Below are 17,710 nucleotides of genomic sequence, written 5' to 3'. Positions count from 1 at the left end.
CTATACTAATTAGAATTTATAAGAATAGCACATAACATTTCTCTAAGTATTTTACAAGCAACAGCAGTAGAAACACCGCTATGGTCATAATGTGGAGAAAGTTCCACTATATCCGCACCAACAATATTAAGCTTAGACACTTCTTTAATAGCATTTATAAGCTCATTAAAACTAACTCCACCAGCTTCTGTTGTACCAGTACCAGACATAATAGATGGGTCTAAAACATCTAAATCAATTGAAAAATACACTGGTTTATTTTTTAATTTTTCTACTATTTTATCTAATGTGTCAAAATTAAATTTATTAATATAAGTATGACCTTGTTTAGCCCAATAAAATTCTTCTTTAGTACCACTTCTTATACCAAATTGATAAATTTTATCATCACCAATAAAATCCCAAACTCTTTTAAACACACTAGAATGTGATAATTTTTCACCTAGATATTCTTCTCTTAAATCTGTATGAGCATCAAAATGTATAATGTGTAAATCAGGATATTTATTAAAAGCTTCTTGTATAACAGGTAATGATATTAAATGTTCACCACCTATCATAAGAGGTTTTTTATTATGTTTAAATATATTTTTAGCTTGTTCTTGTATCATATCTAGAGCACCTTGAGTAGAACCAAAAGGTAAGTCTAAATCACCATTATCATTTACTTTATAGTCTTCTATATCTAAGTCAAAATATGGGCTATATGTTTCTAGACCTATAGATTCCATACGCATTGTTTGTGGAGCAAATCTAGTTCCTGGTCTAAATGTTGTTGTTCCATCAAATGGAGCACCAAAAATAATAATTTGGGACTCTTCAAAGCTACAATCACAACCTAAAAACTTTTTAGGCAAAAAATTTATATCCATATATTCAATCCTTTCTAAAAAATTATTCGTTTTCTTCTTCTCCAAGAACTTTTATTATTCCAGGTTCTTCGTCATCGTTCATAACAACACAATTTTGTTCCATATAATATTTATAAATAGAAATAATTTTTTCTGTTATAAGCTCACCAGGGATTATTAAAGGAATTCCTGGAGGATAAATCATAATAGATTCACCACATACTTGACCTAAAGCATCATCTATAAACATAGTACTTTTAGGTGAAAAATAAGCATCTCTAGGTAAAACTATTGTTTTTGGTTTTTCAAAAAAGTTAGCTATTTCTATTTTAAAAGCCTCTTTTTTACCATAAAATCTTTTAGATAAATCTTCAAAAGCACATACAAGCTTGTCTATTGTTTCATCTGTATCTCCAATACCAACAACAGCTAAAACAACATAGCTTTCTGCAAGTTCTAGTTGAATATTATATTCTTCTTTTAATATTTTATAAACTTGAAATCCAGAAAGACCTAGTTCATTTACTTTTATAACAAATTTTGTATCATCAAAATCATATATACCATGTTCATCATTTTCATCTATATAATCTTCAGATATAACAGATATTCCAGGAACTTTAGACAATTTTGCTTTTGCCTCTGCACATTTTTTTAATAGTTCAGCAAATATTTTTTTACCTTTTAAAGCAAGATTAGAACGAGCTATATCCATACTAGCTAACAATAAATAAGATGCACTTGTTGTTTGCATAAGATTTATAGTTCCTCTTATTTTATTTATATCTATTATTCCTTCATTATGGAATAAAGCCGAACTTTGTGTAAGAGACCCTGCTGTTTTATGTAAACTAGCAGTAGACATATCTGCACCAAGCTTCATAGCACAATCTGGAAGATATGGATGAAAAGGAAGATGAGCTCCGTGTGCTTCATCTACTAATACTGCTATATTGTGTCTATGACATATTTTTATTATTTTTCTAAGGTCAGATGCTACACCAAAATAGGTAGGATTTATGATAAAAATAGCTTTAGCATCTGGATGTGCTTTAATAGTTTCTTTAACAGTTTCTACTTTAACACCATTTGCTATACCATAATTATAATCTATCTCTGGTTGTATAAATATAGGGGTTGCACCAGATAAAATAATTGCATTAATAACAGATTTATGAACATTACGTGGTATAATTATTTTATCTTTTGGTGAACAAGCACTAAGTATCATTGTTTGCACACCAAATGTAGAACCGTTAACCAACATAAATGCATTATCTGCACCATATGCTTCTGCTAAAAGTTCTTCTGCTTCTAATATTACTCCAACAGGATGTGAAAGCATATCAAGTTCTTTTGTAGAGTTAGCATCAAAAGAGATTATATCTTCACCCATAGCTTTAGCAATAAAAGTATCTTTATTTTTTTTATGACCCGGAACGTCAAAGTGTACTATATTTTCTTCTCTATATTTTGATAGAGCAGTAAAAATAGGAGTTAACTTTTGTTTTTCTAAGTTCATTTTATATAACACCCTTAAATATCCTTTTGAGATATCGCACCCATTCTATAATTTATTTTTGAAAATTTATTTTATATTTAATTATATACCAAAAAAATAAATAGTCAACTTACATTTTAACATATTTTATATTAATTTCAACATAAATATTATAATTTTTTATAAATATTTATATTTTTTCCGTATAATTAATAAAATGTTGGGAATTTGTAGCAAAAGTATATAGCTAAAATATAATAAAGTATATTTAACGTATAACTAAAACATAATATATTAAATAATAATACTTATAATTTTTATAATTTCTATGATTTTAATAAAAATTTTAATAAAAATTTTTATTATCTATTTTTAAATTATATATATTATAATTTTAAATAAATATTCAACATATTTTTAGATAATTTTAACTAATGATATAAAATATCCTAAAATTTTACTAAACATATTATGAAAAAATATGTTGAAATTTATTTTTAAAGGTGTAAAATATATGATATATGATAAATAAATATACGAGGTGTTAAAAATGGAATATGATTTTTTATTAATCATAGCAATTATATTGCTATCAACTAAATTTTTTGGGCTAGTATCAGAAAAAGTTCATATGCCACAAGTTGTTGGTGCATTATTAGCAGGTGTTATATTAGGACCTTCTGTATTGGGTGTATTAACAGAAACAGAATTTGTTGTTCAAACTGCTGAAATGGGCGTTATATTGCTTATGTTTTTGGCAGGTCTTGATACAGATTTAGAAGAAGTTAAAAAGACTGGTATAGCCTCTGTTATAATAGCTATAATAGAGATTGTTGTATCTTTAGCTGGAGGAACTATAGTTTATTATCTATTTTATAAAGAAAATGCAAGTGTAGACCCATTATTTATGCTAAAATCAGTATTTATGGGTGTTATTATTACATCAACATCTGTTACTATCGCAATAGAAGCCTTAAGAGAAATGGGCAAATTAAAAGGTAAAATGGGTACAACTATATTAGGAGCTGCTATAATAGACGATATAATAGGGATTATTATATTAACAGTTATTACAAGTGTTACAGATTCTAATGTAAAACCTTCTAGTGTTTTTATAAAAATAGTTTTATTCTTTATTTTTATTGGTATATTATATTGGATAATACACAAATTAAAAGGATTTATTGAAAAACAAGACGGTAAAAGAAGATCTTCTATATATTCTTTAGCTTTTTGTTTTATTCTTGCCTATATATCTGAAAAGTTTTTTGGAATAGCAGATTTAACAGGTGCATATTTTGCAGGTATAATTCTTTGCAATATTGGCGTTAAAGATTATATAGCAAGAAAAGTTAATATACTATCATATCTAATATTTTCACCTATATTTTTTGCAAGTGTAGGTATAAAAACTAATGTACACGGTATAACAATGGGAATATTAATTTTTGCTGTAGTTCTTTTAATAGTATCTATTTTAACAAAAGTTGTTGGTTGTTTTATAGGTGCTAAAATCTGTAAATTTAATAGCTTTACTGCGTTAGCTATTGGTACAGGTATGGTAGCTAGAGGTGAAGTATCTTTAATAGTTGCTCAAAAAGGTGCTAAAGCTGGCTTATTAGATGAAACTCTTTTTCCAGCTGTTGTTATTGTTGTAATATTTACAACATTATTAACACCTATTATGTTAAAATTAGTATTGTCTGGTAAAAAAGCATCAGAACAAATAGATTAAAATTAAAAATATATAGAAATATAATAAAATTTATACAGTATTTAAAAGCCATATTGAAAATATTTTAATATGGCTTTTTATAAAATAAGTAATTTTAAAGATATTTTATAAAAATAGTTTTAATAATTTAAAAAAATAATGAGTATAAATTAAATAATGAATAACTTTAATTATATTTAAACTTATTTATTATAATATTTCAAGGATAGAAGGTGTTTTTAAATGCTATATAATATAGGCATTTATTTGAGAGTTTCTAAAGAAGATGAAAACAGTCAAAATGAAAGCAATAGTATAACTAATCAAAGACAGTATATTTATAATTATATATTAAGTAATAATTTAAAATATTATAAAATTTTAGAATATGAAGATGATGGAAAAACAGCTACAAATTTTATGAGAAAAGGAATTATACGTCTTTTAAATGATGTTAATAATAAAAAAATTAATTGTATCATAGTAAAAGATTTATCACGATTTGGAAGAAATTATATAGAAACTTCCCAATATTTAGAAAATATATTCCCAGTTTTAAATGTAAGGTTTATATCTATTAATGATAATTATGATAGTAATAATGAAATTACATATAATAACTATTTTAATTTAAATTTTAAAAATATTTTGTATAATTACTATAGTAAAGATTTATCAAAAAAAGTTAAAACAACACAATTAAATAATGCTAAAATAGGGAAGATACCAACATCTTCTGCGCCCTATGGTTATATTATATCAAGTGAAGATAAACATAAATTTGAAATAGATGAAAATGTGTCAGATATTGTTAAAAAAATTTTTAATATGGCTTGTGAAGGAAAAAGTTTTACACAAATAGCTAAATTTTTAAATGAAAATAAAATAGAAACACCCTTAGAATATAAAATAAATAGTGGTAAAATAAATAAATTGGGTAGATGTAAAGGAAAATTATTTTGGAAAAGTGTAACAGTTAGAAACATATTAAAAAATGAAGTTTATATTGGCAAAAGAGTTTATGGAAAGACAGAAATAAAAGAAGTGGGAAGTAAAAATTATATAAATATAGATAAAGAAAATTGGATTATTTTTGAAAATCATCATTTACCAATTATTTCTAAAAATACTTTTTATGAAGCTCAAAAAATTTTTAAAAATCCTAAAATAAAATGTAAAAGTAATGATAATATTTTTAAAAATACTTTAAAATGTGGATATTGTAATTATTATTTACAAAGAATAAATAAAAAAGACATTAAATATAAATGTAGTACTTTAAGATATACAAATAAATATAATTGTAAAGATTTTATAATAAAAGAAAGTGAAATAAAGGAAATAATTTTTAAGTATATTTTATATAGAGCTAATTTGGTAGAATATAATAAGGTATTTAAAAACATAATTATTAAAAAATATGAAAAAGAGTTACAACAAATAAAAAATATTAAAGATAATCTTTATGATAAATATTTAAAAGAAAATTTAACTAGAGAAATATATATGCAGAAAAAACAAGAATTTAATAAAAAAGAAGAAGCGTTGAAAAAAAATATAAATGATAATTTTGAAAATTTGATTTATTCTAATTTAAATAATGAAAATTCAAATAAATTTATTAAAACTTTTGTAAAAGAAATTAGAGTATTTGAAGAAAAAATAGAAATAGAATTTAATTTTTATGATTCATTAAATTTATAATAATATAAATAAAAATAAAGGTGGCAAAATAGGTATATAAATTTAGTTAAGTGTAGAATTAAAACTTGAATTTAACTCAAAGTAATTTTTATTAAAATTTAATAACCCTTCTTTACGCATTTTTGATAATTCTTTTGACATTGCACTTCTATCAACGCATAAATAATCTGCTAATTGTTGTCTATTAAAATATATATAAAAAGAAGATGATTTATTTTTAATAGATTGCTCAGATAAATATGACAATAATTTGTTTCGTATTGTTCTCTTAGATAAATGTTCAAATTTTTCAGTAATAGTTTTATTTCTTGTTGCAAGTGCTATTATTAGGTTTTGGATTAATTTTGTATTAAAAGAACAATATGGACAAGAAGGATTAAAAGCCTTTTTTATGTCAAAAAGTATAACTTTACTATTAGATGAAGAAATTGCATTAATCGAAATTGGTTCATTATTAATACAAGCATAAGATTCTCCAAACACTTCACCTTCACAGATTTCTATTAAAATATTTTTATTTCCCCAAAAGTCTTCTTTTTCTATATGTACAGTACCACTTACTACTAAAGATAAATAATTAATAGTATCTCCTACTTTATAAATATATTCACCTTTTTTATAAGTTTTTACATCAACAGCTAAACATTTTAAAATATTTTTTATCTCATCGTCAGAAACATTATAAAATAATCTTGATTTTTTTATTATTGGTATATATTTTTCCATTTTATCCACCTTTTTGTTGTTTATGCAACAGATTTAATAATTAAAATATTATATAATAAATATACAATAATTTTATTTTAATTATATATTAAATTTTATTTATTGTAAACAGATATTAACAGATATTAACTTTAATTTATAAGGAGATTTATTATGAATAAAATGTTTTGTTATCAATGCGAGCAAACAGCTGGAGGTAAAGGCTGTACTAAAATAGGTGTTTGTGGCAAAACACCAGAAGTTTCAAGACTACAAGACTTAATTATATATCAGTTAAAAGGAATAAGTTATTATGCAAATAAATTAATAGAAGATGGTAAAAATATAGATAAAAATATCGTTGCATTTGTTGAAAATTCATTATTTACAACGCTTACAAATGTAAATTTTGATGAAGATGTACATGAAGAAATATTAAGAAAATCTCAATCTATAAAAGAAGATTTAAGAAAATTAGTTACTAATTGTGAAGACATTAATGAACAAGCTCTTTATAATTTAAGTAGTACTAGAAAAGAAATGTTAGAGGATTCTATCCGTGCAGGAATAATGTATGATGAAAATTTAAATGAAGATATTCGTTCTTTAAGAGAAACTATAACATATGGTTTAAAAGGTATATCTGCATATGGACACCAAGCTAGAGAGCTAGGATATTATGATGATGAAGTAGATAAATTTTACTTTAAAGCACTATATTTAATTACAGATAATAGCTTGACATTAGAAAATTTAATAGAATTAGCATTAAAAACTGGCGAAATGTCTGTAGCTATTATGAAAAAACTAGATGAAGCTAATACTAGTATATATAAAAATCCAACACCAACAAAAGTAAATATAAATATTAAAAAAGGTCCATTTATTATAGTTTCTGGTCACGATTTAAAAGATTTAGAAATGTTATTAAAGCAAACAGAAGGAAAAGGAATAAACATTTATACACACGGTGAAATGATACCTTCGCACGGATATCCAGAATTAAATAAATATCCACATTTAGTAGGAAACTTCGGTGGAGCTTGGCAAGACCAACAAAAAGAATTTGATAATATTCCTGGTTGTATTCTTATGACAACAAATTGTATTATGAAACCTAGAGATTCTTATAAAGATAGAATATTTACAACAAGTGTAGTTGGTTGGGAAGGTATTAAATATATAGGTAAAAATGAAAATGGTGAAAAAGACTTTAGCGAAATAATAGAAAAGGCTTTAGAACTTGGGGGATTTGAAGAAGATAAAGAAAGAAAAGAGATAACAGTAGGGTTTGGACATAGTGCTTTATTAAGTAAAGCAGATAGAATAATAGAATTAGTTAAATCTGGAGATATAAAACATTTCTTCTTAATAGGTGGATGTGATGGTGCAAGGGCTGAAAGAAAATATTATACAGAATTTGCTCAAATTGTACCAAAAGATTGTGTAATATTAACTTTGGCTTGTGGTAAATATAGATTTAATAAGTTATCATTTGGTGAAATATTAGATATACCAAGACTTTTAGATGTAGGTCAATGTAATGATGCTTATTCTGCAGTGAAAATAACTTTAGCTTTAGCAGAAGCATTTAATACTAGTGTAAATGATTTACCATTATCTATAATATTATCTTGGTATGAGCAAAAAGCAGTAGCAGACTTATTAGCACTTTTATCATTAGGTATAAAAGGAATGTATATTGGACCAACATTACCAGCATTTTTAAGTGAAAATGTACTTAACTATTTAGTTAATACATTTGATATAAAACCTATTACTAATGCACAAGATGATTTAAAAAATTGTTTAAAATAAAAAATATATATAATAAAAGTTGTATATGATTTTAGTGGCGATTTAACTAATCAGTATGCAACTTTTTTGTGTAATTTTGGAAGTAAATAATACATTAAACCCAAAATTACTATTTTTAGAATAAATGAAAAAATAGATAATTTTAAATGTTTAATATAATACTGTTAATTTTGTAACAGTATTTATATTTCAAAATAAAGAGTGCATCAAAAAAATTTTTTTAATACATATATTTAAAAATAATTAGATATCAATTTAACTACTATAATAAATATTTTTCTAAAATAGGAATATTTTAGATGAAAAATTTAAACTATATTTTATATTTAAGAATATTATTAATCTTAAGTGTTATAGAAAATCATAATATTAAAAATCATTAAATTTACATGTTAGTGATAGTCAAAAATAAAGTATTTTAAATTGCATTTCTATAAATAATAATAAACTTATGAACATATTTTAATTGACAATTTATATTTCAAATAATAAAATATAAGTTAATAATAATTTAAAAGTTAGGAGTAAAAAATGGAAGTATATATTTCAATAATAAACCTTAAAACTTGGGATATTTTTAATAATACAAATATAAATACAGTAAATACATTTATAGCTAATAAATCAATGCGTAAAGGGTATAAAATATTGTTTTATATAAGTGGAAATAGTAAATAATATCCCAAAGGTATTATGGTTATGGTACTATAATAAGTGATACTCCAGAAATAATTCAAAAACAAAATGATTATTGTAACAATAAATTATCTGTATATGTAAATATAGAACGACTAGAAAAAATGTATTAATAGATTTTGAAACATGTAAAAAGTTTATTAAACAATTTAGAAATACATATAAAATTGATAAAGAAATTTTAAAAGAGTTACATTAATATATAATAAATTTTAACTATCTATTAAATAAAGTAAATAGTAATACTAATAAAAATTATCTAATACATAAATAATTAGAAATATTTAATAACAATTATTGATTATGTAATAAATATTAATAATTGTTATTTTTTATTTGATTAAAATAATTAATACTAATTGAACATTTAAAAATAAAGTTAAAACTTTTTGATATATTCTTTGAACATAAAACTTTTACAATAAATTTTATACATTATCAATTACTTCTAATAATTTTATAAAAGTTTTTAAATCAGATATTTTTTGAGATTTATTATTTTTTAAATCATTTATAATATTGTTTAATTTTGTAAAATCTAAATTTGTATTATTTTTTTCACCAAAAACATGATTATCAAGAGATAGCCCAAATATTTTAGATATTTTTATAAGTGTATCTAATGATGGAAAAGAAATAGCATTTTCTATTTTACTATAATGACTGTATGATAGTCCTAATTTTTCAGCAATATCTTCTTGAGTATAAGCTAGAGATTTTCGTCTTGATTTTATTCTTGATGATAGTTGTATTAAATCATTTTTTGTCATAATAAATCACTCTATGATAAATTATATTATGTATTTATATAGAATAAAATACTACTATTTAACTTTTATAACTTATAAATATTAAAATTTATATTAAAAAATACTAGAATAATTATAAAATATATGTTATAATTAGTTGAAAAAATTATTAAATATACAAAATTTAAGAAAAGGTGGTTTTTATGAACTGGTATAAGAATTTGAAAATTAAAATTAAATTTTCTATTTGTTTTGGGTTAATATCTATTTTAGTATTTCTATTAGGTTTATTAGGAATAAATTCTATTGACTTTATGAACAAACATTATCAAGAATCTATAACTTCTAATGAACAAATAGTAACTCAAGGCATAAATGTTATAGAAGATGTTACTAATTTAAGGGTAGTAGCATTTAATAGTATTTCTAAAATAAATGCTAGTAATGCTAATAGTATAAAATCTGAAATTGAACAAGTTTATACAATAGCTAAAAAACATCTGGAGGAATATCTATCAATTGTACAATCAGATAATAAAAATAATTTTAGAAAAGAAGAAATAGACCTTTTAAATTCTATAATAAGTTGGCTAGATGAGTATTATAATGGATTTATAGAATCTATTAATTACATTGCTTCTGGAAATACTACTAAAGCTAAAGAATTAGATGCTAAATTAACAGAAGTAGGCAATAATCTATTTTCAGCAGTATATAATACACCTATGGAAGCATTTCAAAGTCTATCAGATGATTTAAAAAAATCTGAAAAACAGTCTATAATACAAAAAATAATATTTTTAATAATTTTTGCTATAATACAAATATTTGTAATGTTATTTGGAATAAAATTAACAAGAGATATTAGAAAACCTTTAGAAAAATTAAAGGGTATAGCTTTAGATGTTTCTAGAGGAGATTTAAACACAAGTTGTAGGACAAACACTAGAGATGAGCTAGGTGAATTATCTAATGCTATTTCCGATATGTCTGAAACTTTCCAATCTATACTTGAAGATATAAATAAATTATCTGCCGAGCTTGATAAAGGAAATGTATCTTATAGAATAAATATTGATAAATATGAAGGCTCATTTAAAGAAGCGACTAATGCAATAAATATTGCAACTAATAACTTAATAGATGATTCTTTATATGTATTAGATAAAATAAAAGATTTTGGAGAAGGAAATTTTGATGTAAATGTTAAAGATTTCCCAGGAGATAAGTCTTTAATTAAAAATGGTATTATTGCAGTGCAAAGTGCATTAAAAAGTGTTTCAAAAGATATATCAAGCCTTATAAAAGCTGCAAATGAAGGAAACTTAGAATTTAGGCTTAATACTTCAAAATATGTAGGACAATGGAAAGAAACTACAGATGGATTAAATCAATTTGTAGAAAATGTAGTTACTCCTATTAAAGAAACTCAAAATGCTCTTAATCAATTTGCAATGGGTAATTTCTCACATAGAATAACAAATGAATATAAAGGTGAATTTAACATAATTAAGAAAACAGTAAATTATACTGCTGAAACTATTGATTCTTACATTTCTGAAATCTCTCATATATTAAATGAAATGGCAAATAAAAACTTTGACGTATCTATAGATAAAGATTATGTAGGAGATTTTGAAGAAATACAAAGATCTGTTAATTTAATTGTTCACAATCTTAATATACTTACAAAAGATATTATATCATCAGCCGAACAGGTATCTGTTGGTTCTAAACAAATATCACAAGCTAGTACATCTTTAGCGGAAGGGGCAACACAACAGTCTAGTTTTGTTGAAAAGCTTAATGAAACTATTAGTGTAATTTCTAAACAATCTATTGATAATGTAAATAGTTCTGAAACAGCTAATGAACTTGCATTACAAGCTAGAAATAATGCTAATGAAGGTAGCAAACAAATGGATAATATGTTATTAGCTATGGATGAAATAAATAATGCTTCTAATAGTATATCTAACATAATAAAAGTAATAGATGATATAGCTTTCCAAACAAATATATTAGCACTTAATGCAGCCGTAGAAGCCGCTCGTGCTGGTGAACATGGTAAAGGATTTGCAGTTGTTGCAGAAGAAGTTAGAAGCCTTGCTGCTAGAAGCCAACAAGCTGCTAAAGAAACAACAGAGCTTATAGAAAGTTCAGTTGAAAAAGTATCTGAAGGTTCAAAAATTGCAAATGATACAGCTAAATCTTTAGTTAGTATAGTTAAACAAATAGAGGAAATTTCTGTTCTTACTTCTTCTTGTGCAATGTCATCTAAAGAACAAGAAAAATCTATTGAGCAAATAGCAGATGGAATTGAACAAATATCATCTGTTACACAAAATAATGCTAGTGCAAGTGAACAATCAGCATCAGCATCAGAAGAGCTTGCAAGCCAAGCAGAAATTTTCTATTCTTCAGTGTCAGATTTTAAATTAAAAAATTTATAATAACTAATTATTATTTTGATAGTAAAAATAAATATTATATACTAATAGAAACTATTATAAACAGTGTAATCTCCTATACTAAATTAAATGTATAGGAGATTTTTTAATATAAAAAATAATGAAGCTATAATTATTAATTACTTAAATACTAAAAATAAAATATATAATTTTAGTTTATAAATTTTATATATTAAAAATAAGTATATTTTAATTTTTTATACTAATATTATATTTTATAACTTTCAAATAATAAATTTATTAGTATTATTGACTAAAAATATAATAATTGATATAATAATGTAAAATAAATTTTATGTTTAAAGCTTTTATTATTATTTTTAGGAGGTTTTTATGAGTAAGCATAATTTAATAGATATTAGAGTTCCTATAGAAGAAGATAATCCAGCTATTATCTTACATGAAGATAAATGTATAAAATGTAAATTGTGTACTAAAATATGTCGAGATTTTATAGGGGTTTATGGTAATTTTGATTTAGAAAAAACAAATGATACTGCTATATGTATTCATTGTGGTCAATGTGCTAATATATGTCCTGTAGATAGTATAACAGAGAAATATGAATATAAAGATGTAGAAAATATTATTAATGCTAATGATAAAGTAGTTATAGTTAGTACGGCTCCTGCTGTAAGAGTTGCCCTTGGAGAATTATTTGATATGGAAGAAGGGGAATTTGTCGAAGGTAAGATGGTTTCCCTATTAAGAGAATTAGGGTTTAATTATGTATTAGATGTAAACTTTGGTGCAGATATGACAATAGTTGAAGAAGCCTCTGAGTTTATAGAAAGAATAAAAGACGAAAATGCTGTATTACCTCAATTTACAAGTTGTTGTCCTGCTTGGGTAAAATATGTTGAAACATATCATCCAGATTTTATACCAAATTTATCATCTGCTAAAAGTCCTATTGGTATGCAAGGTGTAACAATTAAAACTTATTTTGCTAAAAAAATGAATATTGACCCATCTAAGATAGTAACAGTTACTATAACTCCTTGTTCTGCTAAAAAATTTGAAGTTAGACGTGATGAAATGAATGCATCTGCAAAATATAATAATGTAGAAGGCATGAGAGATAATGACTATATTATTACAACAAGAGAACTTGCTCTTTGGGCTAAAGAAAAAAATATAGATTTTACATCTTTAGAAGACAGTAAGTTTGATAAATTTATGGGTGAAGCTTCTGGAGCTGGTGTTATTTTTGGTAATACTGGTGGTGTTATGGAAGCTGCATTAAGAACATCTTACAATTATTTAACTAATGAACCAGTACCAGAGACTTTATATCAATTAGAAAGTGTTAGAGATTTAGAAGAAATAAAAGAAGCTACTGTTAATATTAAAGGTAAAGAAGTTAATGTTGCTGTTGTATATGGAACGGCTAATGCTACTAAGCTTATAGAAAAAATTAAAAGTGGTGAAAAAAATTATCATTTTGTTGAAGTAATGGCTTGTCCAGGTGGTTGTATAGGTGGTGGTGGCCAACCTAAAAAGAAAATACCAAAAAGAGATGCAGCACTTAAAAAACGTATTGAAGGTTTATATCAAAGAGATAATCAATTAAAAATAAGATCTAGTCATGAAAATGAAGAGATTAAACTATTATATAAAGAATTTTATGAAAAACCTTTAAGCCACCTTGCTGAAGAGCTTTTACATACTTCATTTACTAATAGAAGTAGTGATTTAGGCAATTAAATTCATATTTTATAAACCCTCCACATATATTATTATATAAAATATATATGGAGGGTTTAAATGTCTGAAGATAAAAAAAATAAACATAATATAAACATATTAGATAGGACAAACATAAAAATTACAGGCGTTTTAGATGTTATCTCTTTTGATGAAGAAATGATAGTTTCTGAAACAGAACTTGGAATCTTAATATTAAAGGGAATAAATTTTCATATTAATAAATTAAATTTAGATAGTGGTGATTTAGAAATAGATGGTGAAATATATAGCTTAGTGTATGAAGATAAATCTTCTTATGGAAAACCAGCTAGTGGTATATTAAATAAAATCTTTAAATAAGGTGTTTAAATTTGATTTTATCTGTTTCTTATCAACTTAAAATATTTTTAATATCACTATTTATAGGTTTAATATTAGGATTTTTTTATGATTTGCTTAAAATATTTAGAAAATATATTATACATAATAACTTTATAATAAACATAGAAGATACCATATATTGGTTATTTATGTCTATTATTATCTTTTTAATATCACTTTATCAAAATAATGGTGAAATTAGAATATTCTTTATAATAGGTATATTTACAAGTATGATTTTATACACTTTTTTAATAAGTCCAATATTTTTAAATATATCTACAAAAATTATAAATGTACTTATAAAAATAATTTTATTTATTTTTAGAGCTATTTCGATGCCATTTTTAATTATTTTTAATATTATACTTAAACCTTTAAAAAAATTAATTTATTTGTTAAAAAATATATTAAAAAAACTATTGAAAAAATATAGCTTTTGTGTAACAATATATAATAAAGGTAGAAATATTAAGTTTTATTTAAAATCTTTAATTATAAAAGGGGATAAGACAAAAGATGAAGAATTTAGAAAATAAGAAAAAATCTTCTAAAGTTGATAAGTTATATTTTATTATTATGATTTTTATAGTTTTAAGTTTTTCTTCATATTTATTTTATAAGTATAATTCATTAATTAAATATAACGAAAAGATTAATGAACTTAATATGAAAATTGACACAGCTAATAAAAAAAATGATGAATTAAAATATCAAACAGAATATAAAAATAGTAATGAGTATATCGAAAAAATAGCTAGAGATAAACTTGGTATGGTTAAAAGTAATGAAATAGTTTTTTATAATAGTAACAAATAAAAAAGTTGTATACTGTATTAGAGATAGTTAAAAATTTTAATTAAATCAAAGCAGTATACAACTTTTTTAAATTATAAATAATCAAAATGTACATAATAAAAATTCAATTATAATATAAATTTTAATAAAAAAAAGATTAATTTATATTAATTTACTAAACAATAAAAAAATCAATAATATAAATTATAAATAGTTTTAAATATATTTAATATAAAATCGTTAATTTTACCAAAAAACACTATATAAAAGGTTAAATGTTGAAAAAGTATCCTATATATGCTAGTATATAATATGTCTTATTTAATTATGAAAGGAATAATTTATTTATGGCAATAAATATAAAAAAAAGAGATGGTAGCTTAGAAAAATTAAGCGTTGAAAAAACTAAAAAGGTCATAGCCTTTGCTTGTGAGGACATAGAGGGTTGTTCTCCACAAGAATTAGAGCTAGATGCAAAGTTACAGTTTAGAGATGGTATGACAACAAAAGAAATACAAAAAACACTCATACAAACTGCTATTGAAAAAGTTATATATGTAGAAGATGATGGATATGGTAATTTAGTTAAAAAAATAAATATAAACTGGCAATATGTAGCATCTAGACTATTAATATATGATTTATACAAAGAGGCTGCTATAAATAGGAATTACAACCATTTTGGTTATGGAGATTTTTTAGAATTAGTAAAAAGTCTTACAGAACAAAATTTATATGGAAATTACATATTAGAAAACTATTCGGAAGAAGAAATAAAAGAACTTGGTAATTATATAAAAAGTGATAGAGATAATTTATTTAATTATGATGGATTAAATTTATTATCTAAAAGATATTTAGTAAAAAGTTTAGATGGAAAAATTTTAGAATTACCACAAGAAAGATTTCTTATTATAGCTATGCATATAGCTATACCAGAAAAAGAAAAAAAAGTATATTATGCTAAAAAATTCTATGATATTATGAGTACTCTAAAAATGACAGTTGCTACACCAACCCTTGCTAATGCTGGTACACCTTTTTATCAACTTAGCAGTTGTTTTATATCTACTGTTGGGGATAATTTATGGTCTATATATGATGTAAATCAAAAATTTGCTCAAGTATCTAAGCACGGTGGTGCTTTAGGTATATATATGGGAAAAGTGCGTGCTTTAAATAGTGATATTAGGGGAAATAAAAATTCATCTGGAGGGGTTATACCTTGGATAAGACTTTATAATGATACGGCTATTGCGGTAGACCAATTAGGAAGAAGAAAAGGTAGTGCCTCTATAACTTTAGATATATGGCATAAAGATTTATACGATTTTTTAGATTTAAAAACAAACAATGGTGATGATAGAAGAAAAGCTCACGATATATTTCCTTCTCTTAGCATACCAAATTTATTTATGGAGCGTTTAGAAAAAAGAGAAAATTGGGCTTTATTTGACCCATATCAAGTTAAAAAAGAAATGGGTTATTATTTAGAAGATTATTTTGATGATGAAGATAATAAAGAGTTTACAAACAGATATATAGAATGTGAAAATAATCCTAACTTAGATAAAATAGTAACTCCTTGTCTTGATATAATGAAAAAAATATTAAAAAGTGCTGTAGAAACAGGTACACCATTTATATTTTTTAGAGATACTGTTAATAGAGCTAATCCTAACAAACATAAAGGTATAATTTATGCCTCTAATCTTTGTCATGAAATAGCTCAAAATACAAGTGAAAGCAGTTTAATAGAAGAAGAAGAAAAAGATGATATTGTTACAACAAAAATAAAACCTGGAGATATGGTAACTTGTAATTTAAATTCTGTTAATCTTGGCAAAGTTTCAAAGGAAGAGCTTAAAGATTGTATTCCATTACAAATAAGAATGTTAGATAATGTTATTACATTAAATAAATTACCTGTATTAGATGCTAAAGTTACAAGTAATAAATATCGTGCTATAGGGCTTGGAACTAGCGGATACCATCATTATTTAGTTAACAATAAAATAATGTGGGAAAGCGAACAACATTTACAAGAGGCAGATAGCTTGTTTGAAGAATTAGCTTATAATGCTATAAAATCTTCTATGGAACTTGCTAAAGAAAAAGGGGCTTATGAAGCTTTTGAGGGTTCAGAATGGCAAACTGGAGAGTATTTTGACAAAAGAAACTATACATCTGAAAGATGGCAAAAGTTAAAAGAAGACGTAAAAAAATATGGTATAAGAAATGGGTATATAATGGCAGTAGCACCAACTGGAAGTACATCTAATATTGCAAACACAACTGCTGGTATAGACCCAATATTTAAAAAGTTTTTTGTTGAAGAAAAGAAGGGTATATATGTTCCCAAAACAGCTCCTAATTTATGTGATGAAAACTTTTGGCTTTATAAAGAGGCACATTATATAAAACAAGATTGGAGCATAAAGGCTTGTGCTATTAGACAAAGACATATAGACCAAGCTCAATCTTTTAATTTATATATAACACATGAGCTTAGTGCTAAAGACATTTTTGATATGTATATAAATTGTTGGAGAATGGGTATAAAAACTATTTATTACATTAGAAATCAATCTTTAGAGATGGATGAGTGTACAAGTTGTTCTAGCTAATATGGA

14 protein-coding genes are annotated in these 17,710 nt (G+C 23.9%); 10 read left to right on the top strand and 4 right to left on the bottom strand.

Annotation, left to right across the window (positions count from 1 at the left end):
- Positions 1-5: 5 nt before the first annotated feature.
- Both speB and NBW53_RS04990 read right to left on the bottom strand, forming a co-directional pair.
- Entirely contained in the window at positions 6-872 is an 867-nt protein-coding gene (speB, locus tag NBW53_RS04995; protein WP_250277160.1) for an agmatinase, read from the bottom strand.
- Between the two features lie 22 nt (positions 873-894).
- The gene (locus NBW53_RS04990; RefSeq protein ID WP_250277159.1) at positions 895-2,373 is read right to left on the bottom strand and encodes an aminotransferase class I/II-fold pyridoxal phosphate-dependent enzyme; all 1,479 of its coding nucleotides are present in this window, start codon (positions 2,371-2,373) and stop codon (positions 895-897) included.
- Positions 2,374-2,902: 529 nt separating this feature from the next.
- Between NBW53_RS04990 and NBW53_RS04985 the strand changes: the two genes are divergently transcribed.
- On the top strand, positions 2,903-4,087 hold the full coding sequence (locus tag NBW53_RS04985) for a cation:proton antiporter (protein WP_250277158.1): 1,185 nt from the start codon (positions 2,903-2,905) through the stop codon (positions 4,085-4,087).
- A gap of 222 nt (positions 4,088-4,309) precedes the next feature.
- Positions 4,310-5,770, top strand: a complete 1,461-nt coding sequence (locus NBW53_RS04980) for a recombinase family protein (RefSeq protein WP_250278981.1) — start codon at positions 4,310-4,312, stop codon at positions 5,768-5,770.
- Between the two features lie 42 nt (positions 5,771-5,812).
- Here NBW53_RS04980 and NBW53_RS04975 read toward each other — a convergent pair whose 3' ends face one another.
- Entirely contained in the window at positions 5,813-6,496 is a 684-nt protein-coding gene (locus NBW53_RS04975) for a Crp/Fnr family transcriptional regulator (RefSeq protein ID WP_250278980.1), read from the bottom strand.
- Positions 6,497-6,649: 153 nt separating this feature from the next.
- Between NBW53_RS04975 and hcp the strand changes: the two genes are divergently transcribed.
- Together hcp and NBW53_RS04965 are read left to right on the top strand one after the other, a co-directional pair.
- The gene (gene hcp, locus NBW53_RS04970; RefSeq protein WP_250278979.1) at positions 6,650-8,293 is read left to right on the top strand and encodes a hydroxylamine reductase; all 1,644 of its coding nucleotides are present in this window, start codon (positions 6,650-6,652) and stop codon (positions 8,291-8,293) included.
- Positions 8,294-8,824: 531 nt separating this feature from the next.
- Positions 8,825-8,971, top strand: coding sequence for a hypothetical protein (locus tag NBW53_RS04965; protein WP_250278978.1), 147 nt, complete (start codon positions 8,825-8,827; stop codon positions 8,969-8,971).
- Between the two features lie 446 nt (positions 8,972-9,417).
- Here the strand turns inward: NBW53_RS04965 and NBW53_RS04960 are convergent, their stop codons facing one another.
- Positions 9,418-9,759: a helix-turn-helix domain-containing protein gene (locus tag NBW53_RS04960; protein WP_250278977.1), complete on the bottom strand. Its 342-nt coding sequence runs from the start codon at positions 9,757-9,759 to the stop codon at positions 9,418-9,420.
- 182 nt (positions 9,760-9,941) lie between these two features.
- On the opposite strand from NBW53_RS04960, the gene NBW53_RS04955 reads away from it, so the two are divergent.
- From NBW53_RS04955 to NBW53_RS04930, 6 genes are all read left to right on the top strand, one after another.
- Positions 9,942-12,191 (top strand): methyl-accepting chemotaxis protein, encoded by a 2,250-nt coding sequence (locus NBW53_RS04955; RefSeq protein ID WP_250278976.1) that lies wholly within the window; start codon positions 9,942-9,944, stop codon positions 12,189-12,191.
- 351 nt (positions 12,192-12,542) lie between these two features.
- Positions 12,543-13,916 (top strand): [FeFe] hydrogenase, group A, encoded by a 1,374-nt coding sequence (locus NBW53_RS04950; RefSeq protein ID WP_250278975.1) that lies wholly within the window; start codon positions 12,543-12,545, stop codon positions 13,914-13,916.
- A gap of 60 nt (positions 13,917-13,976) precedes the next feature.
- A complete protein-coding gene (yabP, locus tag NBW53_RS04945) occupies positions 13,977-14,258 on the top strand; it encodes a sporulation protein YabP (protein WP_250278974.1) in 282 nt (93 codons plus the stop codon).
- Positions 14,259-14,269: 11 nt separating this feature from the next.
- The gene (yabQ, locus tag NBW53_RS04940; protein ID WP_250278973.1) at positions 14,270-14,818 is read left to right on the top strand and encodes a spore cortex biosynthesis protein YabQ; all 549 of its coding nucleotides are present in this window, start codon (positions 14,270-14,272) and stop codon (positions 14,816-14,818) included.
- Entirely contained in the window at positions 14,799-15,098 is a 300-nt protein-coding gene (locus NBW53_RS04935; protein ID WP_250278972.1) for an FtsB family cell division protein, read from the top strand. Before yabQ ends, NBW53_RS04935 begins: the two co-directional genes overlap by 20 nt.
- Positions 15,099-15,424: 326 nt before the next feature.
- Positions 15,425-17,704 carry a ribonucleoside-diphosphate reductase subunit alpha gene (locus NBW53_RS04930; RefSeq protein ID WP_250278971.1) on the top strand — a complete coding sequence of 760 codons (2,280 nt, stop codon included), beginning with the start codon at positions 15,425-15,427 and terminating at the stop codon, positions 17,702-17,704.
- Positions 17,705-17,710 lie beyond the last annotated feature (6 nt).

The sequence above is a fragment of the [Clostridium] colinum genome (assembly GCF_940677205.1).
GTDB lineage: Bacteria > Bacillota > Clostridia > Lachnospirales > CAG-274 > Tyzzerella > Tyzzerella colina.
The sequence above is the reverse complement of the archived record's forward strand: the minus strand, read 5'-3'. Positions and strand labels throughout refer to the sequence as shown.

What these genes read in the sequence shown, in the direction of transcription:
- speB (WP_250277160.1), bottom strand. Translation starts at nt 872, where the DNA reads ATGGATATAAATTTTTTGCCTAAAAAGTTTTTAGGTTGTGATTGTAGC.
- NBW53_RS04990 (WP_250277159.1), bottom strand. Translation starts at nt 2,373, where the DNA reads ATGAACTTAGAAAAACAAAAGTTAACTCCTATTTTTACTGCTCTATCA.
- NBW53_RS04985 (WP_250277158.1), top strand. Translation starts at nt 2,903, where the DNA reads ATGGAATATGATTTTTTATTAATCATAGCAATTATATTGCTATCAACT.
- NBW53_RS04980 (WP_250278981.1), top strand. Translation starts at nt 4,310, where the DNA reads ATGCTATATAATATAGGCATTTATTTGAGAGTTTCTAAAGAAGATGAA.
- NBW53_RS04975 (WP_250278980.1), bottom strand. Translation starts at nt 6,496, where the DNA reads ATGGAAAAATATATACCAATAATAAAAAAATCAAGATTATTTTATAAT.
- hcp (WP_250278979.1), top strand. Translation starts at nt 6,650, where the DNA reads ATGAATAAAATGTTTTGTTATCAATGCGAGCAAACAGCTGGAGGTAAA.
- NBW53_RS04965 (WP_250278978.1), top strand. Translation starts at nt 8,825, where the DNA reads ATGGAAGTATATATTTCAATAATAAACCTTAAAACTTGGGATATTTTT.
- NBW53_RS04960 (WP_250278977.1), bottom strand. Translation starts at nt 9,759, where the DNA reads ATGACAAAAAATGATTTAATACAACTATCATCAAGAATAAAATCAAGA.
- NBW53_RS04955 (WP_250278976.1), top strand. Translation starts at nt 9,942, where the DNA reads ATGAACTGGTATAAGAATTTGAAAATTAAAATTAAATTTTCTATTTGT.
- NBW53_RS04950 (WP_250278975.1), top strand. Translation starts at nt 12,543, where the DNA reads ATGAGTAAGCATAATTTAATAGATATTAGAGTTCCTATAGAAGAAGAT.
- yabP (WP_250278974.1), top strand. Translation starts at nt 13,977, where the DNA reads ATGTCTGAAGATAAAAAAAATAAACATAATATAAACATATTAGATAGG.
- NBW53_RS04935 (WP_250278972.1), top strand. Translation starts at nt 14,799, where the DNA reads ATGAAGAATTTAGAAAATAAGAAAAAATCTTCTAAAGTTGATAAGTTA.
- NBW53_RS04930 (WP_250278971.1), top strand. Translation starts at nt 15,425, where the DNA reads ATGGCAATAAATATAAAAAAAAGAGATGGTAGCTTAGAAAAATTAAGC.